24 protein-coding genes and 1 pseudogene are annotated in these 25207 nt (G+C 68.4%); 15 read left to right on the forward strand and 10 right to left on the reverse strand.

Annotation, left to right across the window (positions count from 1 at the left end):
* The first annotated feature begins 1 nt into the window (after position 1).
* Both ACZK5D_RS02670 and trpD read left to right on the forward strand, forming a co-directional pair.
* Positions 2–409, forward strand: a complete 408-nt coding sequence (locus ACZK5D_RS02670; protein ID WP_458994412.1) for a response regulator — start codon at positions 2–4, stop codon at positions 407–409.
* Positions 409–1446 carry an anthranilate phosphoribosyltransferase gene (trpD, locus tag ACZK5D_RS02675; RefSeq protein WP_463664147.1) on the forward strand — a complete coding sequence of 346 codons (1038 nt, stop codon included), beginning with the start codon at positions 409–411 and terminating at the stop codon, positions 1444–1446. Before ACZK5D_RS02670 ends, trpD begins: the two co-directional genes overlap by 1 nt.
* A gap of 328 nt (positions 1447–1774) precedes the next feature.
* Here trpD and ACZK5D_RS02680 read toward each other — a convergent pair whose 3' ends face one another.
* The gene (locus tag ACZK5D_RS02680; protein WP_463664148.1) at positions 1775–2416 is read right to left on the reverse strand and encodes a prepilin peptidase; all 642 of its coding nucleotides are present in this window, start codon (positions 2414–2416) and stop codon (positions 1775–1777) included.
* Positions 2417–2542: 126 nt separating this feature from the next.
* Here ACZK5D_RS02680 and ACZK5D_RS02685 point away from each other — a divergent pair, with 126 nt between their 5' ends.
* From ACZK5D_RS02685 to ACZK5D_RS02695, 3 genes are all read left to right on the forward strand, one after another.
* The gene (locus ACZK5D_RS02685; RefSeq protein ID WP_463664149.1) at positions 2543–2713 is read left to right on the forward strand and encodes a CsbD family protein; all 171 of its coding nucleotides are present in this window, start codon (positions 2543–2545) and stop codon (positions 2711–2713) included.
* Positions 2714–2841: 128 nt separating this feature from the next.
* Entirely contained in the window at positions 2842–3948 is a 1107-nt protein-coding gene (locus ACZK5D_RS02690; protein WP_463664150.1) for a YihY/virulence factor BrkB family protein, read from the forward strand.
* Between the two features lie 219 nt (positions 3949–4167).
* Positions 4168–5715 carry an asparagine synthase-related protein gene (locus ACZK5D_RS02695; protein ID WP_463664151.1) on the forward strand — a complete coding sequence of 516 codons (1548 nt, stop codon included), beginning with the start codon at positions 4168–4170 and terminating at the stop codon, positions 5713–5715.
* Here the strand turns inward: ACZK5D_RS02695 and ACZK5D_RS02700 are convergent.
* A complete protein-coding gene (locus ACZK5D_RS02700; protein WP_463664152.1) occupies positions 5657–6478 on the reverse strand; it encodes a GAF and ANTAR domain-containing protein in 822 nt (273 codons plus the stop codon). The two genes, ACZK5D_RS02695 and ACZK5D_RS02700, sit on opposite strands and share 59 nt — an antisense overlap.
* A 122-nt stretch (positions 6479–6600) precedes the next feature.
* Complete coding sequence (locus ACZK5D_RS02705) at positions 6601–7098, reverse strand: YciE/YciF ferroxidase family protein (protein ID WP_463664153.1); 498 nt, start codon at positions 7096–7098, stop codon at positions 6601–6603.
* A gap of 311 nt (positions 7099–7409) precedes the next feature.
* Between ACZK5D_RS02705 and ACZK5D_RS02710 the strand changes: the two genes are divergently transcribed.
* The 4 genes from ACZK5D_RS02710 (at position 7410) to ACZK5D_RS02725 (ending at position 10927) form a co-directional block, all read left to right on the forward strand.
* Complete coding sequence (locus tag ACZK5D_RS02710; RefSeq protein WP_463664154.1) at positions 7410–8213, forward strand: hypothetical protein; 804 nt, start codon at positions 7410–7412, stop codon at positions 8211–8213.
* Positions 8210–8749: a phage holin family protein gene (locus ACZK5D_RS02715; protein WP_463664155.1), complete on the forward strand. Its 540-nt coding sequence runs from the start codon at positions 8210–8212 to the stop codon at positions 8747–8749. The genes ACZK5D_RS02710 and ACZK5D_RS02715 overlap by 4 nt, the downstream gene beginning before the upstream one ends.
* Complete coding sequence (locus ACZK5D_RS02720) at positions 8749–9363, forward strand: DUF3618 domain-containing protein (protein ID WP_463664156.1); 615 nt, start codon at positions 8749–8751, stop codon at positions 9361–9363. The genes ACZK5D_RS02715 and ACZK5D_RS02720 overlap by 1 nt, the downstream gene beginning before the upstream one ends.
* Positions 9364–9715: 352 nt before the next feature.
* The gene (locus tag ACZK5D_RS02725; protein WP_463664157.1) at positions 9716–10927 is read left to right on the forward strand and encodes a winged helix-turn-helix domain-containing protein; all 1212 of its coding nucleotides are present in this window, start codon (positions 9716–9718) and stop codon (positions 10925–10927) included.
* Between the two features lie 80 nt (positions 10928–11007).
* Here the strand turns inward: ACZK5D_RS02725 and ACZK5D_RS02730 are convergent, their stop codons facing one another.
* Positions 11008–12378 carry an HNH endonuclease signature motif containing protein gene (locus tag ACZK5D_RS02730; protein WP_463664158.1) on the reverse strand — a complete coding sequence of 457 codons (1371 nt, stop codon included), beginning with the start codon at positions 12376–12378 and terminating at the stop codon, positions 11008–11010.
* A 240-nt stretch (positions 12379–12618) separates the two neighbouring features.
* Between ACZK5D_RS02730 and ACZK5D_RS02735 the strand changes: the two genes are divergently transcribed.
* Entirely contained in the window at positions 12619–13488 is an 870-nt protein-coding gene (locus tag ACZK5D_RS02735) for a S8 family serine peptidase (RefSeq protein WP_463664159.1), read from the forward strand.
* Positions 13489–13549: 61 nt separating this feature from the next.
* Here ACZK5D_RS02735 and ACZK5D_RS02740 read toward each other — a convergent pair.
* The 4 genes and pseudogenes from ACZK5D_RS02740 to ACZK5D_RS02755 form a co-directional block, all read right to left on the reverse strand.
* Positions 13550–14452: pseudogene (locus ACZK5D_RS02740) on the reverse strand (dTDP-4-dehydrorhamnose 3,5-epimerase family protein); the annotation flags it as partial.
* A 157-nt stretch (positions 14453–14609) separates the two neighbouring features.
* Positions 14610–15887, reverse strand: coding sequence for a S8/S53 family peptidase (locus ACZK5D_RS02745; RefSeq protein ID WP_463664160.1), 1278 nt, complete (start codon positions 15885–15887; stop codon positions 14610–14612).
* Positions 15874–16656 (reverse strand): hypothetical protein, encoded by a 783-nt coding sequence (locus ACZK5D_RS02750; RefSeq protein ID WP_463664161.1) that lies wholly within the window; start codon positions 16654–16656, stop codon positions 15874–15876. The genes ACZK5D_RS02745 and ACZK5D_RS02750 overlap by 14 nt, the downstream gene beginning before the upstream one ends.
* Before the next feature lie 240 nt (positions 16657–16896).
* The gene (locus ACZK5D_RS02755; protein WP_463664162.1) at positions 16897–17853 is read right to left on the reverse strand and encodes an endonuclease/exonuclease/phosphatase family protein; all 957 of its coding nucleotides are present in this window, start codon (positions 17851–17853) and stop codon (positions 16897–16899) included.
* 16 nt (positions 17854–17869) lie between these two features.
* Between ACZK5D_RS02755 and ACZK5D_RS02760 the strand changes: the two genes are divergently transcribed.
* A complete protein-coding gene (locus ACZK5D_RS02760) occupies positions 17870–18226 on the forward strand; it encodes a hypothetical protein (RefSeq protein WP_463664163.1) in 357 nt (118 codons plus the stop codon).
* 20 nt (positions 18227–18246) lie between these two features.
* Here the strand turns inward: ACZK5D_RS02760 and ACZK5D_RS02765 are convergent, their stop codons facing one another.
* Entirely contained in the window at positions 18247–18717 is a 471-nt protein-coding gene (locus tag ACZK5D_RS02765) for a hypothetical protein (protein WP_463664164.1), read from the reverse strand.
* 309 nt (positions 18718–19026) lie between these two features.
* Here ACZK5D_RS02765 and ACZK5D_RS02770 point away from each other — a divergent pair, with 309 nt between their 5' ends.
* Together ACZK5D_RS02770 and ACZK5D_RS02775 are read left to right on the forward strand one after the other, a co-directional pair.
* On the forward strand, positions 19027–19917 hold the full coding sequence (locus ACZK5D_RS02770; RefSeq protein ID WP_463664165.1) for a nucleotidyltransferase family protein: 891 nt from the start codon (positions 19027–19029) through the stop codon (positions 19915–19917).
* Between the two features lie 78 nt (positions 19918–19995).
* Complete coding sequence (locus tag ACZK5D_RS02775) at positions 19996–21465, forward strand: tyrosine-protein kinase domain-containing protein (protein WP_463664166.1); 1470 nt, start codon at positions 19996–19998, stop codon at positions 21463–21465.
* A 69-nt stretch (positions 21466–21534) separates the two neighbouring features.
* Here ACZK5D_RS02775 and ACZK5D_RS02780 read toward each other — a convergent pair whose 3' ends face one another.
* Positions 21535–22035, reverse strand: coding sequence for an SGNH/GDSL hydrolase family protein (locus ACZK5D_RS02780; protein ID WP_463664167.1), 501 nt, complete (start codon positions 22033–22035; stop codon positions 21535–21537).
* Between the two features lie 397 nt (positions 22036–22432).
* Here ACZK5D_RS02780 and ACZK5D_RS02785 point away from each other — a divergent pair, with 397 nt between their 5' ends.
* Both ACZK5D_RS02785 and ACZK5D_RS02790 read left to right on the forward strand, forming a co-directional pair.
* Entirely contained in the window at positions 22433–23794 is a 1362-nt protein-coding gene (locus tag ACZK5D_RS02785; RefSeq protein ID WP_463664168.1) for a tyrosine-protein kinase domain-containing protein, read from the forward strand.
* A gap of 204 nt (positions 23795–23998) precedes the next feature.
* Positions 23999–25168 (forward strand): DegT/DnrJ/EryC1/StrS family aminotransferase, encoded by a 1170-nt coding sequence (locus ACZK5D_RS02790; RefSeq protein ID WP_463664169.1) that lies wholly within the window; start codon positions 23999–24001, stop codon positions 25166–25168.
* The last annotated feature ends 39 nt before the right edge of the window (positions 25169–25207 follow it).

A 25207-nucleotide genomic window follows, 5' to 3' on the forward strand; every position in this document is an offset into this window, starting at 1 on the left:
CATGAGCGAAGCCACCGTGAAGGTGCTGGTGTTCTCCGACGACCGCACCGTCCGCCAACAGGTCCGGTTGGCGCTGGGCAGCCGCGTCGCGCGGGACCTGCCCGAGATCGAGATCCTCGAGGTGGCCACGCAGGGCGCGCTGCTGCGCACGCTGGACGCCGGCACGGACTACGCGCTGATGATCTTCGACGGCAACGCCCAGCCGTCGGGCGGCTTCGGCCTGGCGCACCAGGTCAAGGAGGAGTACGCCGACTGCCCGCCGGTGATGCTGCTCGTCTCGCGTGAGGCGGACGCCTGGCTGGCCTCCTGGTCCCGCGCCGAGGCCGTGGCGCCCTTCCCGATCGATCCGGTCACCCTGCCCGTGCAGGCCGCCAACCTCATCCGCGCCCGGCTGGCGCAGGTGGGCTGATGTCGGGCTACACCTGGCCGGACATCCTCACTGGCCTGGTGCGGCGCGAGGGCCTCGAGGCCACCGCCGCCACCTGGGCGCTCAACGAGATCTTCGCGGGCCGCGCCTCTGACGTGCAGATCGCGGCCATGCTCACCGCGCTGCGCGCCAAGGGCGAGTCCGAGGACGAGATCTCCGGGCTGGCGGACGCGATGCTCGCCAACGCGCTGCCCATCGCGCTGGACCCTGATGCGGTGGACATTGTCGGCACCGGAGGGGACCGCGCCAACACCGTCAACGTCTCGACGATGGCCGCCATCGTCGCGGCCGGCGCGGGCGCCAAGGTGGTCAAGCACGGGTCGCGGGCGGCGTCGTCGATGGCCGGCACGGCGGACACGCTCGAGGCGCTGGGCGTCAGGATCGACGTGGAGCCCGCCCTGCAGGCCGGGATCCTCGACGAGGTGGGCCTGGTCTTCCTCTTCGCGCAGAAGTACCACCCGGCCATGAAGAACGTGGCGGGGGTGCGCAAGGCGCTGGGCATCCAGACCACCTTCAACTTCCTCGGCCCGCTGGCCAACCCGGCGCGCCCGCGGGCGATGGCGCTGGGCGTGGCCAACGACGACGTGGCCCCGGTGATCGCCCGGGTGCTGGCCGAGCGCGGCACGCGGGGCATGGTGTTCCGCGGCTTCGACGGCCTCGACGAGCTGACCACCACGTCGGAGTCGGACGTGTGGATGATCGCCGAGGGCCGGGTGCACCGGACGGTGCTCAACCCGGAGGAGCTGGGCCTCGAGCCCGCCGCCCCCCACGATCTCCACGGCGGGGACGCGGAGCACAACGCGCAGGTGGCCCGCGACATGCTGGCCGGCAAGCCCGGCCCCGTCCGCGACATCGTCGCCCTCAACGCCGCCGCCGCGCTCCTGGCATACAGGGGGATCTCGACGGTGCTGCCGTTGGTGGACCAGATGCGCGAGCCGCTGCGGGCCGCCCAGGCCGCGATCGACACCGGCGCCGCGGCGTCGACGCTCGAGAAGTGGGTCGCGGCGACGACCCGCTAGCCGCTCGTCCCTCGACACCTCGTTGAGCCTGACACGGCTTTCGCTGGGGTGCGTTGAGCCTGACACGGCTTTCGCTGGGGTGCGTTGAGCCGGATCTGGATCTCAACGACGCGAGGATCGATCAAATCAGACTATTGACGCGTCCAGATCGATTTCCGGCTCAACTTGCCCTCACCCGAGCGGTCAGGCCGACGACACCACCGCCGCGACCACAAGGCCCAGCCACAGCGCGGGCTCACCCGCTGGCTGAGGTGCGAGGAGCGTAGCGACGAGCCTCGAAGCCTCGAGAACGCTCCTTGTCCGCCCGCGTTTGGAAGCGTCGGTGCGCTCATGCCATCCACACCGCCGCGATCACTGGCCCCAGCCACAGGGCGGGCCCGTAGGGGAAGTACCTCGGCCGCTCCGGGTCCCGCCGCGCCCACAGGGCGTGGCCGACGGCGTGCACCGCGCCGAGCGCGGTACCCAGGAACAGCGACAACGCCCACATCGACGCCCCAGCCTGCCCCGCGACACCACCGATCAGCACGGCCAGCCGCACGTCGCCGAAGCCGAGCCCGGGGGAGAGGCGCCACGCCAGGTACAGCAGCGCGAACGCGCCCGCCGCCCCGACGACGGCGCCCAGCGCGGCCCAGCCGTCGAGGAACGCGAGGACGACGAGCCCGGCACCCATGGCCGCGACACCCACGTAGTTGAGCATCCGGGGCAGGAACGTGGTCCTCAGGTCGACGTAGGCCATGGCGCCGCCGATCCCCAGGTACGGCACCCACAGCCACCAGTGCGGCCCCGGCACCACCCACAGCACCTGCGCGACGACGAACGCCGCCACCCCCACCCCCGCCACGGACCGCCGCGACACCAGCGTCGCGAAGTCGGGGGCCTCGGGGTCGTCGTCGATCCGCACCCGCGGCACCAGTACGGCCATGACGACGGCGGCCGTCACCGCCACCCCCAGCGCCGCGATCCACCCCATGCCTGGACCCTAGCGGCCACCCCCGCCCGCCCCACACGCCCGCCACAAGGAATGTCGCGGCCGGCGTGTTTAGCCCGCCCCGTTCTGGGTACCTCACCGGTAGCTACCTACTCAACAGGAGGAATCATGGGAGCCGATGACAAGTTCAGCAACGCTGCTCAGGAAGCGGCAGGCAAGGTCAAGGAAGGCCTCGGCAAGGTGACCGACAACGAGCGCCTCGAAGCCGAGGGCAAGGCCGACCAGGTGGAGGCCGACGTCAAGCAGGCCGGCGAGAAGATCAAGGACATCTTCAAGTAGTCCACCCCTGCACCACGACGGCGGCGGCCGGTCACTTCAGTTGGCCGGCCGCCGCCGCGTCTCCACGACCCGCCGCCGCGTCTCCACCACCCGCCGCCGCGTCCCCACCACCCCCGGAAGGACCACCCATGCCCACATCCCAGGGTTCGGAGCCCGAATCGGTCGAGCAGACCCGCGACAAGGCCGCCACCGCGCCCCATCCCGAGGACCCGCGGAAGCCGGACTCGCCGTCGGACCTGCGCAGGCCGTCGTGGGCCTACGCCATGAAGCGGGCCTTCTCCGAATTCTCCAAGGACCACGTGACGGACCTGGCTGCCAGCCTGACCTACTTCGCGGTGCTGTCGCTGTTCCCGATGCTTCTGGCCCTCGTGTCGCTGCTGGGCGTGTTCGGGCAGGGGGAGCAGACGGTCCGCGGGATCAACCGGCTGATCGAGACCTACGCCCCCGCCGAGCTGGCGGACCTGCTCGGCGACACCATCACCGGCCTCGCCACCCAGGGTGGAGCCGGGCTTGCGCTCGTCACGGGCCTCGCGGGCGCGCTGTGGGCCGCCTCCGGCTACGTCGGGGCCTTCTCCCGCGCGATGAACCGCATCTACGAGGTGGAGGAGGGCCGCCCCTTCTGGAAGCACAAGCCGCAGATGCTGCTGGTCACGGTGGTGCTGGTGGTGATCCTGGCGCTCATCGTCTTCGCGCTCGTCCTCTCGGGCGACCTCGCCCGCGCGATCGGAGGGCTGATCGGCCTGGGGGAGACCGCCGTGCTGGTGTGGGACGTCGCCAAGTGGCCCGTGGTGATCGCGCTGGCGGTGCTGGCCATCGCCCTGCTCTACTACTTCACGCCCAACGTGAAGCAGCCGAGGTTCCGCTGGATCAGCCTCGGCGCCGGGGTGGCGCTCGTCGCAGCCGCGCTCGCCACCGTCGGCTTCACCGTCTACGTGGCCAACTTCGCCTCGTACAACGCCACCTACGGGATCATCGGCTCGGTCATCGTGCTCCTGCTGGGCCTCTGGATCATCAACACGGTGCTGCTGTTCGGCGCCGAGGTGGACGCCGAGGTCGAGCGGGGCCGGCAGCTGCAGGGCGGGATCGAGGCGGAGGAGACCATCAAGCTGCCCCCGCGCGACACCCGCGCGGCCGAGAAGCTGGCCGACAAGCACGGCGAGCTGATCGCGCAGGGCCGCGACCTGCGGATCGAGCACGGGCGGGACCACTCCCGCGACGACCGTCCCGGGGAATGAGCCCCACCGGCTCATCTTTCCAGGCGGCCCCTCGAGCGCTAGGGTGCTCGGTGAGTCAAGAAGCCGGCTCGCTGCCTTGCGGCAGAGTGAGCGCTTCACGGACCCGCCCGCTCCCCGCGTCGTCAGGGGAGCGCTGATGCGGCTCCCCTCCCTCTGAGAGGTGAGAGCCATGATGCCAACCGATGCCGGGCCTTGGCCCGCGGACGAAGCGGCGCAGCCATGAGCGGGCTCGCGGGCGCGGTGTCGCTGCTCGGCCGGCCGGACGTCGACGCCGTCGGCCGGATGCTGGACGCCCTGCAGGGCCGACGGCCCGGCCCGCGCCGGATCTGGGGCGACGGCCTGGCCGTCCTGGGCTACCGCTACTCCGTCCTTCCCGACGGCGACACCCTCCAGCCCGTGGTCGACGTGGACGCGGGGCTGGCCGTCGTCGTCGACGGCAGGCTCGCCAACCGCGAGGCGCTACGCCGGGACCTCTCGCTGCCCACCGACGACGACGCCCGCCTCGTCCTGGCCGCCCACCGGCGCTGGGGCGAGGGCTTCATCGAGCACCTCGACGGCGAGTTCGCCCTCATGCTCGTCGACCACGCCCGGCGCACGGTGCTGCTGGCCCGCGACGCCCTGGGCGTGAAGCCGCTCTACATGGCGGAGACCGCCGACGGCGTGCTGGTGGCGTCCACGCTGCCGGCGCTGCTGGCCGGCGGGGGAGTGGACACCTCCATCGACGAGGAGGCGCTCCAGCACTACCTGGGCCACAGCTCCGTCGCCCCCGCGCCCCGCACCATCCTGCGGGGCGTGCGGAAGCTGCCCCCCGCGACGCTCCGCGTGCTGACGGCCGACGGCGCCAGGGACCGGGTGTACTGGCGGCCGGCCCCGCCCGACGAGGCGGTGCCGGACCAGGCGCCCCAGTACCGCTGGCGCGACGACGTGCACGACTCGCTCCTGTCCGCCGTCCGGCGCCGACTCCCGGGGTCCGGGCAGGTCTCCGTGCTGCTCTCGGGCGGGGTGGACTCGAGCCTGCTGGTGGCTCTGCTGGCCGACTGCCACCGGGGGCCTGTCACCACGTTCAGCATCGGCTTCGACAGCGTCGACGGGGTGCAGGGCGACGAGTTCGAGCACGCCAAGGTGGTGGCCAGGCGCTTCGGCACCACCCACCACTGCCTCCACGTGCCCACCTCGGACCTGGTGCCCGCCGTCACCCAGGCCGTCGAGGACATGCCGGAGCCGATGGCCGGACACGACGCCCCCGGGTTCCACCTCCTGGCCCGCCACGTGTCTGAGCACACCGACTCGGTGATGTGCGGGCACGGCGCGCACGAGGTGCTGGCCGCCGGCCGCCGCCCGGAGGACACCGCTGCCGGGCTGGAGGCGGTGGGCGACACCCTGGCCATGACCGGAGCCTGGGGGGTGGAGGCCACCGCGCCGTTCCTGGATCGGCAGCTGGTGCGGCTCGCCGCCCGGCACCGCCTGCACGAGCCGGGCGGGCCCAGCGTGCTGGAGCTCCTAGGCCGCCACCTGCTGCCCGACGGCGTGACGCACCGCCCCAAGAGACACCTGCTGCTGCCCGCCCTCATGCACCTGGACGGGCCGGTGCTCGCGCTCGTCCGCGACACCTTCTCCTCCGCGGGGGCCCGTAGCCGGGCGCTCCTTCAGCCCCAGGCGCTGGAGACCCTGCTGGAGGCGCAGCGCGGCGGCGCGCTGCCGGCCGGCGTCAACGCTCTCTGGCAGCTGGCCGTGTTGGAGATGTGGCTCCAGCACCACGGCGTCTGACCCGGTTCATGGGCAGTTCGCCGGTGGTGATGATCTCGTCCGCGATGACCGACATCTTCATGTTCATGTTCTGGCTGGTCAGCCGCATGAGGTTGAGGGCGGCATCGCGGCTGATGGCGTGGCGGCCCATGAGCACGCCCATGGCCATGGCGATCTCGCGGTTGGTGCGCAGCGCGTTTTCCAGCTGCTCGGCGCGGGACTGGCTGAGCGCGATCGAGGTGCCCATGGCGGCGAAGGTGGACACCACGGCCGCCTCGCCGGAACTCTCGCGGTCGCGGAACGCGTCCTCGAGGTCGGAGTACAGGTTGAGGCTGGCGATGGTGCGCTCCTCGTCCATGAGGTGCAGGGGTTGGGCGAAGATGCTGCGCACCCCCATGCTGCGGGCGGCGGCCGTGTATTCGGGCCAGCGCGTGTCGAGGTCCAGATCGGAGACCATGAATGCGGTGTCCAGGCGAATGGCGTCGAGGCACGGCCCGGATCCGACTGCGTATTGAAGAAGGTCCAGCTTGAGGGAGAAATCGTCGCTGACCACCAATGACTTGAATTCTTCGCCGTCCTGCAGGGTGATGGTGCCCCATTGGGCGCCGGCCATCTCGATGGCGGCCTCGACGAGCGCATTGGCCATGGGCTTCTCAGCCTCGCGCAGGCGTTGGGCGAGGAGGTCGAGTTGTGTGGCCACCTCGACGAGCGACAGGAATCCGTTCAATTCCGATTCGTCGAATGTGGAATGATCCGCAACGTTTTCAGCCACCTGATGCACCACCTTCGCTGAAGTCACTCCCGGGCCACGGCAGACCGGGGATCACCCAATTTTACCCACTGCGCGCCAGGGGACCCAGAACACCCGGGGCCGCCGCGTGACCCCGGGTGCTCCGACGGCGGGGGTCAGGCCTTGCCGGCCGCCACCGCGTTCGCCTCGGTCTCGGCGATCTTCGTGAGGAGCTCGTCGGTGCGGGACTCCTCCTCGAGCGACTGGGTGAGGAGGTCGTAGCCGTCGCCCAGCCCGAGCATCTTGGCCCACCGTCGCAGGGTGCCGTAGCGGGTGATCTCGTAATGCTCCACGGCTTGGGCTGATGCAATGAGCGAGGCGTCGGCGGCTGGGCTGCCGGCGTACTCCTCGAGGTGCTCGTCGCCCTCCTTGAGGATGCCGTCGATGGCGTCGCACCTCTTGCTGGTGGGTTTGCGGTCGATGAGCGAGAACACCTGCTCGAGGCGGGCGACCTGCCCCTGCGTCTCCCCGAGGTGGTGCTCGAACGCGGCCTTCAGCTCGTCGGAGACCGCCGCCTCCTGCAGCTTGGGGAGCGTCTTGAGGATGTGTCGCTCGGCGTAGTACATGTCTCGCATGGTGGCGTAGAACAGTGCCTCTAGGTCCTTCTCAGCCATCTTCTCTGCCTTTCAACTGGTTCCCGACGGCGTGGCCCCGCCCCGTGCGGAGCCCGCCTTGACCTTCCACGCTACGACGAATCGGCGTGTTGTCAATACTGGGTCAGCGCTGGGAAAGAAATCGCGAAAAACGGCGGAATGCGATGTTTGAAGTGCGGAGAAGTGGGTACCTGAATAGGCCGCGATTCGCGCCGTCGAAAGAGTGCACGAGATCGGGGCTCCGATGTTTAGCCGGGCGCGAGTGTGGGTATTGGGTGAATGAGGGAGCGATCGCTCCCATCGCCAGACCATCGAACGTATGGAGGATCACCATGGCGTATCCGAACGAGTCATACACCGCGAACGTGCCCGCCGGCACGTATGTCTCTGACCCCGCCGGAGGGCGCTTCTCCGATTCCACCGGGGACCGCGTCACTGATGTCGCGGCCAGGGCGCGCGACGAGGCCGCGGCCGTGACCGACACCGCGAAGGAGGCGGGCGGCCACGTGGTCGACACCGCCAAGCAGGAGGCCGGCGAGGTCCTGGAGGAGGCCAAGGTGCAGGGCCGTCGGCTGCTGGACGAGTCGATGTACGAGTTCCGCGCCCAGGCCGACACCGGGCAGAAGAAGGTGGCCGAGCTGGCCCGCTCGTTGAGCGGCGAGCTCCGGTCGATGGCCGAGGCGGACTCCGACGGCATGCTCGCCGAGTACGTGGACCGCGCGCAGCGGCTCAGCGACGAGGCGGCCCAGTGGCTCGAGAGCCGTCAGCCCGACGAGGTGCTGGAGTCCGTCCGGCGCTACGCTGCGCGCAACCCGTGGCAGTTCCTGGCCATCTCGGCCGGCGTCGGTTTCATCGGCGCCCGCGTGTACCGCGGCCTGCAGGACGCGAAGGCGGATCGGGTTGAGCCGGTTAGCCGTCGAGGCGTGGGGCAACCCATGCCCGCAACCAACCCCACCCCGCTCCTCCCGGACACCTACGCGGCCGGCTCCCTGGCCTCCGAGGCTCAGCTGCCCACGCCGTCGGGCGCTCCGCCCCGCGGCGAGGCCGCAGTGGGCATCGGCGGCGCCGAGCCGGAGACCCGCTACGAGGGGCTGACGGTGGAGGGTGAGGATCCGTGGCGGGAGGGTCAGCGATGACCGCCCCCCACACGGACCCCATCCCCACCGCGCGGGACCCGTACGGGATCCGTCCGGACCCGCACCTTGCCACCCCGCCCCCCGGCTTCAACGCCGACGAGGCGGAGAAGGAGGCGAGCTACGCCCGGTACCGCTCCGAGGAGCGCTCCCTGGGCGAGATCGCCACAGACCTGTTCGACAACGCCACCACCCTGATCCGTCAGGAGGTGGAGTTGGCCAAGGTCGAGGCCAAGCAGTCCGCGTCCAAGGCGGGCAAGGGTGCGGGCCTGATGGCCGGGGCCGGCGTGACCGCGCTGCTCGGCCTGATCGCCCTCACGCTCGGCATGTGGTGGGGCCTCGCGGTGCTCATGGGCACCAGGGAGGATCCCTCGCTGGGCTGGAGCGGCGTGGTCGTGGCCGTGATCTGGCTCGCCCTGGCCGCTGTCCTCGCCATGGCGGGGAAGAGCGAGTTCGCCAAGATGCGCGGCCTCCCGAAGACCGCCGAGACCGTCAAGAAGATCCCGAACGCTGCCGCTGGCAATGAGGAGAAGAACTGATGAGCACCAATCCGGAAGAGATCCGTCGCGACATCGAGCGCACGCGCGCCGAGCTCAGCGACAACGTCAACGCCCTGGGCGACAGTGCCAAGCCGAGCAACATCGTGCGTGAGCAGGTGGACCAGGTGAAGGAGGGCGTGCACTCCTTCAAGGAGCGCATCTTCGGCTCCGACACCAACCCCTACGACCACGGCGCCGTCGGCGCGGTGGGGGACAAGGCGGGCACCCTCGTCGAGGATGCCAGGGAGACGGTGGCCGACGCGCCGCGCCAGGTCAAGGCCTCCACGCGCGGCAACCCCCTCGCGGCCGGCATGATCGCCGCGGGCCTCGGGGCGCTCATCGGCGGCCTGATCCCCGCGTCGCGGATGGAGAAGGAACGCGCCGAGCAGCTGAAGGTCGCGGCCGAGCCCGTCGTCGAGGAGATCAAGCAGATGGCGACGGAGGCGAAGGACAACCTCCAGCCCCTCGCGGAGGAGGTGGCGGGCAACCTCAAGGAGGTGGCCCAGGACGCCACTGAGCACGTCAAGGCCGACGCCCAACTGGCCAAGGACGAGGTGTCGGGCCAGGCCCACTACTCGGCCGAGACGGTCAAGACGGACGTCACCGATCGCTGATCGCTGATCCAACCCGAACGCCCGGCGTGCACGTCACACCGGGCGTTCGTGCTGCTCGGCCTCCATGGGCGCGCCCGCTGCGGTGTCGAAACCCCTTACGCGCGGCGCAGGCACCCGACCACGGCATCGAGCGTCCGGCTTCGCATGGTTCGCTGGTTGAGCCCGCCGCGGCGCGGAGCGCCCGCTGCGGTGTCGAAACCCCTTGCGCCCGGCGCAGCCACCCGACCACGGCATCGAGCGTCCGGCTTTCGCATGGTTCGCTGGTTGAGCCCGCCGCGGCGCGAAGCGCCCGCTGCGGTGTCGAAACCCCCTGCGACCGGTGCAGGCACCCAACCACCAATACGCTGTCCCAATGCCGCGACACCTGAGCACAGCCGAAGCCAGACGCGTCGCCGTCGCCTCGCAGGGCCTAGCCGCCCCGCGCCCGAGCACCCTCACCACGGCCGCGGTCAACCGGGCCATCGGACGGATGGGTGTGCTCCAGATCGACTCGGTCAACGTGTTCGAGCGCTCCCACTACCTGCCGATCCTGGCGCGCGTGGGCCCGTACCCGAAGGCCACCCTCGACGCGCTCCTTCACCACGACCTCGGCACCACCCGCACGCCCCGCCTCGGCCGCTACACCGAGTACCTCGCCCATGAGGCCACCGTCGTTCCCGTGGCGGACTGGCCGCTGTGGCACTGGCACCGCGCGGCCCCGAGGCGCCCCGGGTTCGAACAGTGGGCCGACGAGCACAGGACTCTCGTCGCTGAGGTCCTCCACGAGTTCGCCCACCGCGGCCCTCTGCGCATCCGCGACCTCGACCATCCGGAGAACGTCTCCCTCGGTGGCGGCTGGTGGAACAAGAACGACGTGCACTGGGCGGCGCAGTACCTGTTCCGCACCGGCGATCTCGTCACCGTCGGCCGGCAGCGCTTCGAGCGCATCCTCGCCCCCGCGGACGTCCTCCCACCCGAGGCCCGCGAGCCCCTCCCCAAGCGCGACGCCGTCCGCGAGCTCATCCGCCGCGCCGCCGTCGCCTACGGGGTGGCCACCCTCGACGACCTGGCCGACTACCCGCGCCTCAAGACCGCCGACGCCCGGCAGGCCGTGGAGGAGCTCGAGGCCGACGGCGTGCTCGAGCCCGTGACCGTCGACGGGTGGGCGAAGCCGGCCTGGATGCCCGCCGGTCGGCGCGTCCCAAGGAGGGTCGAGGCGGCGGCGCTGCTCAGCCCGTTCGATCCGCTCATCTGGTACCGCCCTCGCGCGGAGCGGCTGTTCGACTTCCACTACCGCATCTCCATCTACACGCCCGCGGACCAGCGCGAGCACGGCTACTACGTGCTGCCGGTGCTGCTCGACGACCGGATCGCCGCCCGGGTGGACCTCAAGAGCGACCGCAAGGCCGGCGTCCTGCGCGTCCAGCATGCCCACGTCGAGCCCACCCACGAGGGCAGCGCCGACGACGTGGCGAGGCGAGTGGCCACGCTTCTGACGGAGGCCGCCGAGTGGCAGGGGCTGTCCGACGTTGCTGTCACCGGCCCCGGCACCCTCGCCCCCGCCCTGGCGAAGTTCCTTCCCTGAACCCCACCCGTCGCCCCCCACCGCGAGAGCGCACACTCGTCCCCCGACAAGGGCAGTCAGGCGTTCCAGAGGTCCGGGCGCTAGAACTTCCTCCGGGCGGGGCGCCCTCGGTGGTGGGAGAGGTAGAGCTGCATCCGTCTCGTCGGTGCGATGACCGGTTTCCGGGTGACCGGGTCGAAGGTGATGGTCCATTGGTCCGCGGTGTCGTTGAAGCGTTGCGGCTCGACCACCGCGTGGTGGTGTGCGCAGAGGAGGACCATATTTCCCAGCGACGTGGGCCCGTCGAGGTACCACGGAACCACGTGGTGCGCTTCGCAGGCGATGGCCGGGGCGGTGCAGTTAGGGAAGATGCACCCGCCGTCGCGGATGGTGAGCGCCTTACGGAGGCCGGGGGTGACGAGCCGCTCGGTGAGCCCGACGTCCAGCACCTCGGACCTGCCGCCGAGCACCACGGGGGTGAGGTCTGCGTCGCAGCAGAGCCTGCGCAGGTCCCCGGGCGCGACCACCGCACCGGAGGCCAACACGCCCGCGGCCTCGGCGCGCTCGCGCAGGTCTGACTCCTGGATGGTGACGACGATCCGCGGCCGGTCTCCGGCCACCGTCGGCGCCCCGCGATGCTGGGAGGCCATCACCGTGAACGCATCCGCCCGGCGCTGCTCGGGGGTGCGGCCCTGGTCCGCGGCCACGTGGTCCCGCAGCATCTGCGGGCCGGGGCGCGCCGCCCGGACATCGGCGAGCCGATCCCGCGCCGCCCGTCGGTCCGCCTGCACGTAGGCCTCGACGGTGGCGATCAGCGGCGCCGCGTCCACGGCCGGCAGGGATCCGCGGAACCACACCGAGCCGTCGCCGTCGTCTCCGTAGCTGAACGACCGCTTCGCCTTCGCCCGCCGTGCCTGCGCCTCCACGTCTGCCACGCGCTGCTCCGGGGTGGGCACCTGCTCCGGCGCGACCTCCGCCAGCACCATCGGCGCCAGCTTCGACAACTCCCGCGGGGTGGTGCTCCCGGCCCTGCCGAGAAACACCTCCTCCGCCCGCTGCAGCTGCTCGGGGCTCAAGGTGGCCGGCAGCTGCGCCATGCCCTTCGTGATGGCGACGGCGTGCGCGGGGGAGACCTCACCATCGAGCGCCGCCTTGGTGACCTGGGGGTGGGTGGTCATGTCCCGCGCCTGGAACACCTGCGCGGCAGCCTCCTTGGCATCGCGCTGCTCACTCACCGCCAGGAAGGACGTCAAGGGGGTGCCGGCCGCCCTCATGGAGGCCTGCGCCCGGTTGGCCTCGTCGGTCAACACATGGGCCAGCGACTCGAGCCGCTCCGACAGCCTCCGCGCCCGCTGCATCAACCGAAGCCTGGCCGGCGCATCGAGCGCCGCCCGTTCCGCGTGATCCACCAGCGACAGCGTGGATTCCAGCGCGCTGAGCGCCTGATCCGTGGTGAGCCGCCGCTGGTGCATGCCCCCATTTTAATCGAACATCAGTACCACCCCAAGGCCTCAAGGCAACCGTTACCCAATCGTGATAATCGACCACCCGTGCGCGAGTCGGGGGAAGGAGGCGGGCCACGGCACTCCGCCAACAGCCCACCAACGAGCCCACACGCGGTCCCAGGCGACCACCCAAAGGCGAAGGGCACCGCACAATCCCCCCACACGGCCCCCACCGTGACATGCTCCCCATGAGTGGAGGGAGAGCTCATGTCGGAGGACCACCCCTGGCCGGTGAGCGACGTGGCCGAACTCGAGGCCGGCGTCGACGTCGCCGCCCAGATGCTCCAGCGCTACAACCCCGCCCTCGACACCTGGGACCTCCCCAAGACCGGCGAGTTCTGGGACGCCGTCGCCGATGCCCACCGCGACACCCACACCGGCCGCGACACCACCGTCGCCGTCATCGACGGAGGCTTCGACACCACCATCCCGGCGCTCTCCAGCTTCCCCGTCGACGGCGACGACCCCGGCCGCACCGCGCACGGCTCCGTCGTGGCGCTGCTTGTCAGGCAGGTGGCTCCGGAGGCCCAGCTCAGGCTGTTCACCGTCACCCGCGACGGCGCGGTGGACCCGGACCTCGTCGCCTCAGCGATCCGCCGCGCAACGGCCGACGGCGCCCACGTCATCAACCTCAGCCTCGGCTGGAAGGTCGAGCTGCCGGAGGAGGTGCTGCGCGACGTGTCGCCGTCGCAGGTGGTGGGCTGGCGCAGGCACCTCCGCCTCCCGTCGCATCCCGTGAGCGACGCCGTCGCCGAAGCCCGCGCACAGGGCGTCACCGTGGTCGCGGCCTGCGGCAACAAGGCCACCTCCGTCCTCATCCCGGCCGTCACCGACGACGCCGGTCTCCGCTGGTTGAGCCCGCCGCGGCGCGAAGCGCCCGCTGCGGTGTCGAAACCTCTCGCGCCCGGTGCAGCGACCCGACCCGCCCCTACCCCCGCGACAGCGCCGCGACGATCACCCCGACATACTCATCGATCTGCCCTGCCGCGACCCTCGCAGCTTCCGCCCCGCGTCGGTAGGGGTCCGCGACCTCGTCGCCGTCCTGCACGGTGCGGTTGTTCCACAGGTGGTCGGTGACCCCCCGCCGCGACACTTCAGCGGGCAGGTCCCGTAACACCCGGGCGGCGTGGCCGATGACGTAGACCTTGCGGCCCATGGCGGGCCATTCGTCGAGGATGTATCGACGGTGTTCGCCGGCCATGGTGAGGATCAGGTCTGCTTCCTCCACCATGCGGCGGGTCAGTTGCCTGGCGCGGTGCGCGTCCCCGGCCCCGGGCACGGCGAGCTGGTCGCCCATCGGGGGGTCGATGCCCATGCCGACGAGCGCTCTCACCCCCGCCGAGCTGAACTCCAACCCCTCCGGGGCGGCGGCGTTGGCGGCGGCGTCGGCGTAGGCGGAGCGGCAGATGTTGGCGGTGCAGACGAACAGCACCCGGTACGGCCGCGTCTCCTCCGGGTCCGACCCCTCCGGTTCGACGATGCCGCGCCTCGGCGCGTCGGTCCAGGTGCCGCCGAGTGTGGGATTGGCGGCGTCGGCGTCGGAGACGATGGCCTGGCCGCGGGGGATGGGCCAGTCGATGGCCAGGGTGGGGTCGAAGAGGTCGACGGTGACGTAGCGGCTGCGCGCCTCGGGGGTCCAGTGCTGGTCGAGGAGGGTGAGCAGCGTGGTGTGGTCCTCGAGGACCTGGTGGGCGTTGGCGACGCCGCGGGGGATGAACACGGCCTCACCGCGGGCGAGTTCGGCGGTGGCGGTGCGGCCGTAGCCGGGGCCGGGGCGCAGGTCCACCCAGGCGCCCATGATGCGACCCTCGGTGACGGCGGTGAGCCGGTCCCACGGCTCGGCGTAGAAGCCGGCGGTGGTGCCTCGACGGTTGAGGTGGCGGGCGTTGAGCTGGACGGGGGTGAACCCAGTGACCCCGTGCTCGGCCAGCCGGTCGGCGTGCCAGCCCTCAAGGAACCAGCCCTGCTGGTCCTCCTGGACGCGCAGATTCAGCGTGACGAGGCCCGGGATGCCGGTCTCCTGGACGTAGCCCTGTTCCATCCCACCTCCGAGCTCGATGACCGCCTATCCACAGGAGCCTAGTCGCTGCCCCGTGAGGGACCGCATGCTCCCAAACATGGCGAGGGCCATCAGTCTGCCCCTCACTCCGGACCATCCGTCGGAGCCACCCCTCACCCACACGGGAACAGGAGCGGTCTCATCCCCGAGGGTCCAGACCCGGCGGGCGGACGGTGGCTCCCATCCACTCTCGTCGGAAGTCGAAGCCATAGATCAGCCGCGTGGCGATCGTCAACTCGTACAGTGCCGGCAGTGTTGCGGGGTCGGCCATGGTGCGGTCAAACACCTCGTCGTCGGGCAGCGCTTTGCCGGCGAGCCTGAACAGCCCACGCCACGTCAGTGACGTCAGCATGGCGAGCAGGCCGGTCATGTTCACCAGACCCGCGCCGCTTTCGTGCGCCGAGCCTGGGCCCGGCCGGGCCGAGTGGAGGAGAAGCGCGGTGATCAGTTCGGTGTTCGGATTGACGCTGAGCCAGAGCTGGTGGCCCAGCAGGGCCCTGATCGCCGCCTCGCAGGCGTCAAGGTCTATCCCGTAGCCGAAGGGGATCATCGGAAGCTGGCGCCTCTGCTCTGGCTCCCAGCCGGGGAAACCCGTGTCCACAAAGCCCATGAGGGTGAGCGGAAGCCCCTGCGTCTCGCCGGTGCGTGCGGCTTTCGTTGCCGCACGCAGCTGCAGAAGGAAGGCCGTGATGAAGGCCACAGCCGTTGCCGCGCGTGGAGCCGCGAAGCTCGACTCGTTGACACCGTCGACGAACAAGTTCGCGCCATGCGAAACGATGCTGGGACCCGGCCCGCCGGCAGCGCCCACCGATGACGAGCGCGTCAGCGAGGTCCCCTCATCGTCGATGGTGGCCCCCACGGAGATCACCCAGGGAAGCCGCGCCAGCGGGCTGCGGAGATCGTGGCTGTCGGCGCCGTCGCGCAGTGAACCGAAATTGCCGACGGCGACGAACACGGGAAGATACTTCGACGCCTCGTGTGTTGCCAGCGCCAGCACCGAGTCGTGGCTGAAACGAGCCCTCGGCGGCAACTGGAGGCTCAGGGACAGGCTCGTGGGATAGCCCCGCTCCACCGTGGGAATCTTCGTGACATCAACGGTAAGCGTGTCGGCTGCCTTGTCCAGGTAGGGGAAGCCCGGGGTGGCCACCCAGTCGCATCCACCTGGCGCCACCTCGAGGAACGCCGCACACTCGAAGAGGAACTGGTCGATGGCCTTGGCGATCCACAGGTCGTCTCGACGGTGGTGGGGGATGGGGACGGCGCCGTCCGGTGGCGCGAGCTCCCGCGGACGATCCGCGGGCACGATCACCACGGGAAGAACGTGCATGCGTGTGACGTCGCCCTGCTTCAGCAACTCGTCGAGCTCAGGCGAGCGCCGATCCACCCTCCAGACGCGGACGTCGTCAGCCGGCGGCATCCTCACCCTCGAGCTCGACCGGCTCATCCTCGAAGAGATCGTCGCTGCTCTGGGGCTGCGTTCCGTCGGCGGGCGCCACTTCGAGACCCCACAACCACAACCACTTCTTCTTGATCCGCCGCGCCTTGTACAGCGGGGTCAGGCCTCGCTCCGCGACGAGTTCGATTCCCACTGAGCGCGACGACTTGACCGTCAGGCCTGCCTCGGCGTCGACCAGTGGCTTGGGGCCGAGCTGGCCTTCTGCCTCCAGCTCGATTTCTCCGCCGCTGTCGGTGGACGTGAGCACCGTTGCCGCATCGACGTCGATCACCTCCGTGATCACCACCCAGTCGTGGTGCCACTCGGGGCCCGAGCCACCCGGCCCCAGCTTCACCAACCGGAGAAGCTCCTTGTCCAACGCGGCAATGTCCTCGATTCGGTGCGATCGCGCCCCCTTGGTCTCGAGCAGAACGGCATCAGCACCGGAGAACTCGACGCGGACACCGGCCTTCGCGTCGCCGACCCACTTGAACTTCTCGTTCAACTCGCCCTCCGCCTTCACATCGACGGCTAGCACGCCTTCCGAGCGGAAGTTGAACTTGTTGTCGGCTGCATCGTCGGCCACCTCCGCGTAGGGGATCCCGCGCAGCTTGAGTGTGGACTGTGGGTCGAAGATTCCTGCTCGGATAACGCCGATGTCGCCGAGCTTCATCCGGACTCCAGGGAACCACGTCGCCCGGTAGCCGGTGTGGGCGTACAGCGAGCGGACGTACTTCTTGTACAGCGCCATGGTTGATCTCCCCCTTCGATCAGTTCCATCGAGCCCTCATCGGGCGGTGGATGAGGCGAACCTAGAGTGCTCGGCGCAGTTGTCAATGGTTCTCGGATCACGCTGGGGCTCGGAGCAACAGCAATTGTGGTGTCGTCACCCTAATCAACAAGGAGGCGGACTGTGGCTCAAGCCCGAGGACGTGGCTGGCCGAGGCCGTCATCGCCCGTTATCCGTGACGAGCAGCGGTTTCAGGGTCTCTCACTTCGCGACCCCCACTGTCAGGAACAACGCCCGATGCTGCTGCCTCGGGATCGACGCGGTCCACGCCGACGTGGCCACCAACCCCGGGGAAAGCAAAGCGTGGTCGAGTGCCACCAGCGGAGGCGTCCCACCCTCGTCGGGGAACGTGGGCAGCCATCCCAGCCCCGACGAGGTCACGGCGTCGCGCAACCCTGTCTGCCGGGTCAGGCGACGCATGGGTTCGTGCTCCAAGACGGCGTTGAAGTCGCCCATGGCGATCACATGCCGACCTTCCAGAACGGGCATGTCCACGTTCAGGTCATCGAACGCCTCCAGCCACGGGCCGATCCCGTCGGTCGGCGTGGGCAGGTCGACGGCGACCAGCGCGAACTCGAACCCAGGCGCCCGGACGAACGCCGTCGGGTGACGCTGCGGGGAGACCCAACCGTCGAACGGCAGCCGGGTGAACACGACGGTGCCGCATTCGGGCAAGCCGGGCATGGGGGTGAACGCGGCGGTTGGGTACCGGTCGGCGAGAGCGTCCGTCAGCTCAGAGCGCGCATCGGCGCCCAAGCCGTTGACCACGGACACATCTGGGCCGGTCTCGCGAATGAGCTGTGCAAGCTCGTCATGGCCGGGGGAGTTGCACCGCATATTCATCGTCATCACCGTGATCGGATCCGACGCCTCGGGGGCTTGCTCCGGCCAGTACGGCCGCGCGACGAGGATGTGCGCCGTCAACACCGCGCACGAAAGCAGTAGAACCAGCGGGCGGGCCCGACCCAGCGCGAGCAGAGAGAGCGCGACCGCGGCGGCAGGAACACCGTAAGGGATCAACGACGCCGCGATGAGGATTGGCATGCTCATCAGCTGAAGCCGGGGGAGCAGGTGAAGAGCGAAGAGGCCGAGGGACGCTACCAGCATCACCCAGGAGACGATCGAAACTCCGCGCTCCATGGCCACCTCCTCGCGCATCGGCAAGAATGGGGCCATGCAGACCCTCGATACGCCCCGCTACCGTGTGCCAGACGATATCGCCTGGATCGACGGCACGGAGATCGGGCTGGGGGAGGAGCTGTACCTCACTCGCCTGCCGTCTGGGGACACGGTTCAACTCGCGGGCACGGCACGGATGATCTGGCACGCCGCCGTCGCGCATGTCGACCCGGTCCAGGAGCTCGCCCGCCTAGTTGATCGGACCGTAGAGACGGTACGTGACGAGATCCAGTGTTTCCTCGGCGAACTCAGCGAGGCTCGGCTTCTCGAGATCTCCGACATGCCGGGGGATCTACAGCGTGACGTGGGCTGCCAGGGCTTTGCGTCACTGGCAGAGACGCCCTTGTTGTGATCTCGGACCCACCGCGACTTCTACAACGTAACGGTGGCTGCCAGGCTTTCCGCTGAGGAGGCGATCCGGACCGTCGCTGTGCGTTCGAGCGAAGACCCTGTGCGGGTGTACTTGATGGTGATCGTGAAACCAGGGGTGGTCGTGTTGCCGTTGTTGTGGTTGGACCCGGACCAGACGATCGGGGAGATCGTGTTAAGGGCGCCGGTCGGGCCGTTGAACTTGTTGCCTCCGGAGGTGGAATCGGTCGCGATCGACACGCTCTTGACGGTGACATCCGCGGCTTTGGTGAAGACCCAGGAGAAGTCGACATTTTGACCGGTGCGGTTGGCCGTCGCCGCACCTCCACTGACAATGGCGGCCTGCGTGCTAGCTGCGAACGCGGGGGTCACGCCCACTGCCGCGAACACCGGAAGGCTCCACGCAGCGCTCTTCACAACCACTCGACGCGGCACACCCTTGGCCGCGTTCTCCTCGATGCGCTCGACGCTCATCCATCCCCCTTGGTTAACCGCCGATGGTCACCATCGGACACCGTCAGACCCTACTTTCGGTCAGGATCCAACAATAGGGGAAAGTGTGGCCGAAAGTGAACTCAGGGTCGCCGTCAGCGGCGTGTCGCGGCAGCTGGCCTATACTCCGGGCAATGGACGCGCCCGCTCACCTCGGTACCGGGGCCCCCGGCGTGCCCGGGCTCAGAGTTGATCGTGGATCTGCCCGAACGCTCAGGGGCGGGCCGCAACGTCCCATCCCACCGCAAGAAGCGGCGTGGTCGACCCGTGAGCGGTAGCTGCTCAGGAGACATGACCGGTTCCGCTCCGGTGATTCCCGTTCCCCTCAGGGTCCACCTGGCCCATGCGGTGGTGCAGGCGGTCGCCGATCAGGCCGGCGTCGACATCCTGCACATCAAGGGACCCGCGGCCGAAGCGGTGCGCGGTCTCGATCGGCCGAGCGTCGATGCTGATGTTCTCGTACGGCCCAGCCACCTCAAGCGCTTCAGCAGGTCGCTCGGGCAGTCGGGGTGGGAGAGGGTCACTGAGCTCTACAGCGGTGGGCTGGTCGAGCACTCTGCCAACTGGTACCACCCCCAGGTGGGCCAGCTGGATCTCCATGTGCGGTTCCCTGGCATCATGCTCGATCCGGTCGCAGCGTTTGATCACCTGTGGGCGGGGCGGGTCTCCGTCGAGATCGCCCACCGACCAGTCGCCGCACCAGGCTTATCCGCCCATCGGCTCATTGTCCTCTTGCACACTGCCCGTAACCAGGGGGAGCGCACCCGGGAGATCTCAGCTGCGTGGCACAGTCTCAGCGAAGAGGAGCGCCTACAGGTCCGGGCCGAGTCCGCGTTCCTCAAGTCCGGAACTGGGCTGGCCGCCGCGCTCAGTACCCTCGACCAGAGCGGGGACTCGCCCGAAGCGGCTATGTGGCGACTCTATGCCGACGATGTCACCCTCGCCCCGACGCTTCAGCGAGTACTGGCGCACGCTGATGCCGCACCCAGCCGACGATTCAAGCACGTCCAGACCCTGCGGGCCGTCCTCTATCTCGTGCTCAGCAAGCGCGATCGGATGGCCGTTGAGCTTGGCCGACCCCCCACTACTGCAGAGGTCGTGAGAGGCTACCGGGAAATGGTGACGGCCGGCATCCTCGGGCGCCGGCGGCCGGAGCGCCCTTCGAACGCTTCGGAGGGCTAACCGGATCGAATCCCGTGTCAGCGCCGTGTTAGGGTGCCCCGGATGTGGCGGAGGCGCCCGCAAACTGGAGGGGGAACAGTGGAGCTAGCTCAGCTCTGGGCATTGATAAGGCGTGGGTGGCTCACATTGGTGATTTCTCTCATCGCCTCGCTGGGGGTGGCAGTCATCGTGTCGCTCGTCCAGCCCGTCCTGTACTCGGCCTCATCGACGGGGTACGTCGTCGCCGGGAACTCGGCCACCGTGGGCGACGCGTTTGCCGGGAGCACCCTCGCGGCGGAGAAGGCCGAGACCTACATCCCACTCGTCGGGAGCCGGTCGGTAGCCGAGCGCATCGCCGAAGACCTTGGGATCCCCGTTGAGTCCGTCACCGGAAGGCTTGAGGGGACCACCGACGGGGTGATCTTCCGCATCACCGCGGAAGCGCCCACGCCGACAGAGGCGGTCGCCCTCGCCGACGCCGCCATTCGCGCCACCTCCATCGAGGCGAACCTCCTCGAGACGCTCACCGTCACTGGTGAGAGCTCCGGACAGACCGTGGTGCGCATTGTGCCGGTCGAGCCGGCTCTGTCGCCCAGTCAGCCGGTGTCGCCGAACTGGCGCATCAACCTCGCGCTCGGAGGGCTCTTGGGGCTGCTGCTCGGCACCGGAATCATCGTCGGCCGGCACGCACTGGACCGGAGGGTCAGGCGCGTCCATGATGCCGAGGAGATCGCCGAGACCAGTTCCCTGGGCATCGTGCCCGCCACCCCGGAGCTGGATGGGAAGACGGCTCTCCTCGTCGGCGGAACCGCGGCCGCCGAGGCTTTGAGGCAGATCCGGACGAATCTCCAGTACGTGAGCGTCGACAGCCCCGCCCGGAGCATCGTGGTGACCTCCTCGAACGAGGGGGAGGGCAAGTCCACGATCGCTGCGAATCTTGCAGCCATGCTTGCAGACACCGGCCAGCCCACAATTCTCGTGGAGGCGGACCTGCGGCGCCCGGTTCAGGCGGCCCGTCTGAACGTCGATGGGACGGTCGGACTCAGCCAACTGCTTGCCGGACACGTGCGGCTCAGCGAAGCTACTCAGCAGACGCAGCGGGAGGGGCTGTCTGTCATCACTGCCGGCCGCATCCCGCCGAACCCGGCCGAGTTGGTGGGATCCTCTCGGATGAGGAGCCTGATCGAGCACCTGAGCAAGGCTCACATGGTGATCATCGACGCTCCGCCGCTCCTCCCCGTTGCCGATGCCGTCCTCCTGACCGCAGCAGCCGATGGTGCGCTTCTGGTGGTCAATGCCGGCAAGACCCGGGCTGAGCACCTGGACGTGGCGGCCAGCAAGGTGCGCCAGGTGGACGGAACGCTTCTGGGGTTGGTCCTCAACCGGGTGGCCAAGAAGGACCTCGGTGACGCCGTCTTTGGATATGGCTACGGGAGCTACACGTCCAAGTACTACCAGGCGGCCGAACCTGTTCACAGCTCACGGCATGAGCCGAGGCCACGCCGCAAGCTGCCGCACAATGAGGTTGATGCCCAGGGCGCGGCCAATGCCAACGACGTCGCCGTCTAGACGGCTGGCGCGTCCGAGGAGACCGCGCTCAACTGCGTTCACTCCCCGACCAGGGGAAACTGGGTGGGCTTACTGGAGCTGCTCGACCACACGGGCGGCAATCTCCGCGTGCGCTTCGGCGGACAGTTCCTCTCCATCGCCGAGGCCCGGCTGACCGACGTTCACAAACGTCCCGTCCACGGCCTCCGCGCCGGCTCGGATGGTGCGGCCATGCATGGTGAGGAAGTACGGGGCCGACTCCTCCGTGGTGACGGGGGAGATGGCCACCAACTCTGCCTCCGGGAGCGCCTGGCGCAGCTCCTCGAAGTACTCTGCGGCGGCGTCAGCGAGGCTGTAGTCGCCGTCGGCGGTTCCACCAAAGGTGACGACGACGTCCGGCTCCAGTACTGCGACCCGCCCGATGCTGCCGACGAAGTTGGCACACGGGTCGAATGTGCAGGCGTCGGGCGCGGTGAGGTAGCCGCGGCCGATGGAGGAGAGGTTGGTGACTGTGCCCCATCCGAGTTCCTGTGCGGCGGTGCCCACCCAGATGTCAGCTGGCTCGCCGACTGAGAATGAGTCGCCGATCACGACCACTGTGGAACCACCCTGTGTGGGCCTCGACGGCGAAGCGCTGTCGTGTGGCGATGGTGAGGATGCGACCGCAGGCTCGGAGGATCCTGTGCTCGACGCCGAGGGGCTCAAGGCCGGCGGAGCCGCAGGCGCCGGAGCGGCCGCCTCATGGCCCCGGAACCGGTTCAGTGCCAACCCGCTGAGGACAAGGGCGATCAACCCGAGGACCACGAGACCTGCCACGCTCAGTGTGCTGACGCTCCGCAGTGCTTTCATGGACCCTCTTCCGCTGGATTTAGTCTGAGCCGGAATTCATATTATTGTATGACTCGTCACGGGGGAGACGCTGGTCTGCACCCTGGCATGACAGCCAACAATCTTGTCGGTTGAGGCTGCGGATCGATCAAGGATGCCCATGGAGTTTCAGCAGTACCTTCGGATTGTGCGGCGGTATTGGAGAAGCACGTTGGCGGCGATCCTTGCCTGTTTGGCGGTTGCGGCCCTCGTCACGCTCCTGCAGAAGCCCACCTACTCGAGCACGTCGTCGGTGTTCATCTCCGTCGACAGCGGGGGTTCGGCTGGCGAACTCTCGCAAGGCGCCACTTATGCTGAGCGGCAGGTCAAGTCCTATGTGGCGGTCGCCACCTCAGCGATGGTGCTCGACCCGGTGATTCGCGAACTGAACCTCGAGACCACTCCGGCAGCACTGAGCGACGCACTGGTAGTTAGTGCACTAACGGCCACGTCTGTCATTCGCATTGAGGCAGCTGACCGGGATCCCGTTGTTGCGGCCGAGCTGGCTAACGCCGTCGCCAGTAGCCTGCGGACGGCCGTGGCCGAGCTTGCCCCTCCCACCGCCGACGGCACCGGCCTTGTGACCGCGACTGTCGTTGATCGGGCCCTCGTCTCGTCCGAGCCTAACGCTCCACGGCCTGCTGTGAACGTATTGCTAGGCATAGTCATCGGAGGCGCCCTTGGGCTCGCGCAGGCATTGGCCCGCAGCATCGCCGACACGCACGTCCGATCGGTCGAGGACATCGAATCGTTGACCGATGCACCAACCTTGGCATCCATCGGCCACCTCGTAGCCACAAATGGAAACAGGTCGACTACCGGGAGCAGGCAATGGATGGACGAGGAGGCCTACCGCCGCCTACGCACCAATGTGGGGTTTCTCGGGCTTGGCGGCGAACGCCGACGGTCTTTCATCGTCACATCCGCCGTTCCAAACGAGGGAAAGACCGAAACTGTCGTCAACTTGGCGCGCGTCCTCGCGCTGGCGGGGGAGTCTGTGCTGCTCATCGATGCGGACCTTCGACGGCCGCAGGTCGCTTCCCGCTTGCGTTTGGACAGCGAACTAGGACTGGCCGAAGTCCTGACAGGCAGAGGAACCCTCGAGGACTTTGCAATCAATGTCGGTCCAGGACGCCTCTCTGTTCTGCCGGCTGGCACAGTCCCCCCGAATCCCTCTGAACTCCTGGGATCTGAAGCCATGACCCGCCTTCTGTCCGCAGCTGAACGTCAGCATGACTTTGTACTCTTCGACAGCCCGCCGCTCCTGCCAGTGACTGATGCCGTGGTGCTGGCCGCGAAGACGGGGGGGGCCATCGTAGTAGCACGCGCTGGCCGAGTGCGCAGAAGAGAGTTGCAGGCAGCGCTGGACTCATTGCGGGCAACGGACGCAACTCTGTTGGGTCTTGTTTTGAACGATGATCCGACCGCAGACATGGGAGTCTATGGTCAGTATCTAGCTCGCCCGGAAACCACGGAAGCCTGATCACAGTGGTTGCTGCTCTGGATAAACCTCGGAGCCTCCAATGCATCCGTCCCCGGCGTGCACGGCCGCAGATAAAGACACTTCTGGCCAATGCTCAGGCGAATGGGTGGGACGCTGATCCCGGATGGCCAACCCGCCAGAGCGATAGCTGGCGTCCGGTCACGACCCAGAACCATGTTGCTTCCACCCGAGAGACAGGCCACGATGGAATCCACTAATTTCGTACCCTTTGCGGTTCCCGACATTACGGAGGAGGAGATTTCCGCCGTGACCGAAGCTCTACGCTCCGGATGGTTGACGACAGGCAAGAATGCTGCGGCTTTTGAACAGGAGTTTGCGAGCTATCTGGGAGAGGGGCTTCACGCGGTGGCAGTAAACTCCGCCACTGCTGGGCTCCACTTGGTGGTTGAGGCCTTGGGACTTGGGCCTGGAGACGAGGTGCTAGTGCCGACTTGGACGTTCACCGCCACCGCTGAAGTTGTCAGATACGTTGGGGCTACACCCGTCTTTGTCGATGTCGACCCGATCACGCTGAACATGGACTTCGAGGCTGCCGCCCGCGCTCTCACACCGCGCACCAGAGCCTTCATGCCGGTGCACTTTGCTGGCCGTCCAATTCCGCAGTCGGAGATCGCGCGCTTTGCCTCGGAGAACGGATTGCACGCAATTGAAGACGCAGCCCATGCTTTCCCAGTTTCGCATAATGGAACGCCCGTCGGCAGTGGATCAAGCGCAGCAACTGTATTCTCCTTCTACGCAACGAAGACCATCACCACTGGTGAAGGTGGCATGATCGTCACGCGAAGCGACGAGATAGCCTCTCGTGCTCGCACTATGCGTCTTCATGGAATCAGCCGCGACGTATTTGACCGATACTCGTCGCGCACCCCGTCATGGCGATATGAAGTCGTGGCGCCAGGATTCAAGTACAACCTGACGGATACCGCGGCCGCCATGGGGCGTGTTCAGCTCCAGAGGGCTAATGACATGCGAAAGGCTCGAAAGAGAATCGCAGACGAGTACCGAGAGGCCCTCGCCGGACTTCCGATCATGCTCCCCGCAGAAACATCCGATCCAGAAGCTCATGCGTTTCATCTATATCCGATAAGGCTCGATGATGAAGCCCCGATTGGCCGTGATGAGTTCATCAATCGAATGGCCGCGGCCGGTATCGGCACAAGTGTTCATTTCATCCCTCTTCACCAACATCCGTTCTGGCGGGAGACTTATGGGCTCGTCGACCGCAATTTTCCCGTGGCATCTCGAGAGTTTCGCCGCGTGGTGAGTCTGCCAATCTTCTCCAGCATGACCGCGGAGCAGACGTCGAGAGTCGCTAGTGCCGTACGGGAGATCGTCGGGTCAAGGCTGGGATGAGAGAGACTAGTGACCTCAGCAATCGCGGAAAGGAATCCT

The organism is Tessaracoccus yangjingae (genome assembly GCF_055326235.1).

What these genes read in the sequence shown, in the direction of transcription:
- ACZK5D_RS02730 (WP_463664158.1), bottom strand. Translation starts at nt 12,378, where the DNA reads ATGCACCAGCGGCGGCTCACCACGGATCAGGCGCTCAGCGCGCTGGAA.
- ACZK5D_RS02755 (WP_463664162.1), bottom strand. Translation starts at nt 17,853, where the DNA reads ATGCGCGAGGAGGTGGCCATGGAGCGCGGAGTTTCGATCGTCTCCTGG.
- ACZK5D_RS02765 (WP_463664164.1), bottom strand. Translation starts at nt 18,717, where the DNA reads ATGAGCGTCGAGCGCATCGAGGAGAACGCGGCCAAGGGTGTGCCGCGT.
- ACZK5D_RS02745 (WP_463664160.1), bottom strand. Translation starts at nt 15,887, where the DNA reads ATGCCGCCGGCTGACGACGTCCGCGTCTGGAGGGTGGATCGGCGCTCG.
- ACZK5D_RS02690 (WP_463664150.1), top strand. Translation starts at nt 2,842, where the DNA reads ATGCCCACATCCCAGGGTTCGGAGCCCGAATCGGTCGAGCAGACCCGC.
- ACZK5D_RS02735 (WP_463664159.1), top strand. Translation starts at nt 12,619, where the DNA reads ATGTCGGAGGACCACCCCTGGCCGGTGAGCGACGTGGCCGAACTCGAG.
- ACZK5D_RS02720 (WP_463664156.1), top strand. Translation starts at nt 8,749, where the DNA reads ATGAGCACCAATCCGGAAGAGATCCGTCGCGACATCGAGCGCACGCGC.
- ACZK5D_RS02710 (WP_463664154.1), top strand. Translation starts at nt 7,410, where the DNA reads ATGGCGTATCCGAACGAGTCATACACCGCGAACGTGCCCGCCGGCACG.
- trpD (WP_463664147.1), top strand. Translation starts at nt 409, where the DNA reads ATGTCGGGCTACACCTGGCCGGACATCCTCACTGGCCTGGTGCGGCGC.
- ACZK5D_RS02680 (WP_463664148.1), bottom strand. Translation starts at nt 2,416, where the DNA reads ATGGGGTGGATCGCGGCGCTGGGGGTGGCGGTGACGGCCGCCGTCGTC.
- ACZK5D_RS02685 (WP_463664149.1), top strand. Translation starts at nt 2,543, where the DNA reads ATGGGAGCCGATGACAAGTTCAGCAACGCTGCTCAGGAAGCGGCAGGC.
- ACZK5D_RS02725 (WP_463664157.1), top strand. Translation starts at nt 9,716, where the DNA reads ATGCCGCGACACCTGAGCACAGCCGAAGCCAGACGCGTCGCCGTCGCC.
- ACZK5D_RS02715 (WP_463664155.1), top strand. Translation starts at nt 8,210, where the DNA reads ATGACCGCCCCCCACACGGACCCCATCCCCACCGCGCGGGACCCGTAC.
- ACZK5D_RS02670 (WP_458994412.1), top strand. Translation starts at nt 2, where the DNA reads ATGAGCGAAGCCACCGTGAAGGTGCTGGTGTTCTCCGACGACCGCACC.
- ACZK5D_RS02705 (WP_463664153.1), bottom strand. Translation starts at nt 7,098, where the DNA reads ATGGCTGAGAAGGACCTAGAGGCACTGTTCTACGCCACCATGCGAGAC.
- ACZK5D_RS02695 (WP_463664151.1), top strand. Translation starts at nt 4,168, where the DNA reads ATGAGCGGGCTCGCGGGCGCGGTGTCGCTGCTCGGCCGGCCGGACGTC.
- ACZK5D_RS02770 (WP_463664165.1), top strand. Translation starts at nt 19,027, where the DNA reads ATGACCGGTTCCGCTCCGGTGATTCCCGTTCCCCTCAGGGTCCACCTG.
- ACZK5D_RS02790 (WP_463664169.1), top strand. Translation starts at nt 23,999, where the DNA reads ATGGAATCCACTAATTTCGTACCCTTTGCGGTTCCCGACATTACGGAG.
- ACZK5D_RS02760 (WP_463664163.1), top strand. Translation starts at nt 17,870, where the DNA reads ATGCAGACCCTCGATACGCCCCGCTACCGTGTGCCAGACGATATCGCC.
- ACZK5D_RS02785 (WP_463664168.1), top strand. Translation starts at nt 22,433, where the DNA reads ATGGAGTTTCAGCAGTACCTTCGGATTGTGCGGCGGTATTGGAGAAGC.
- ACZK5D_RS02750 (WP_463664161.1), bottom strand. Translation starts at nt 16,656, where the DNA reads ATGGCGCTGTACAAGAAGTACGTCCGCTCGCTGTACGCCCACACCGGC.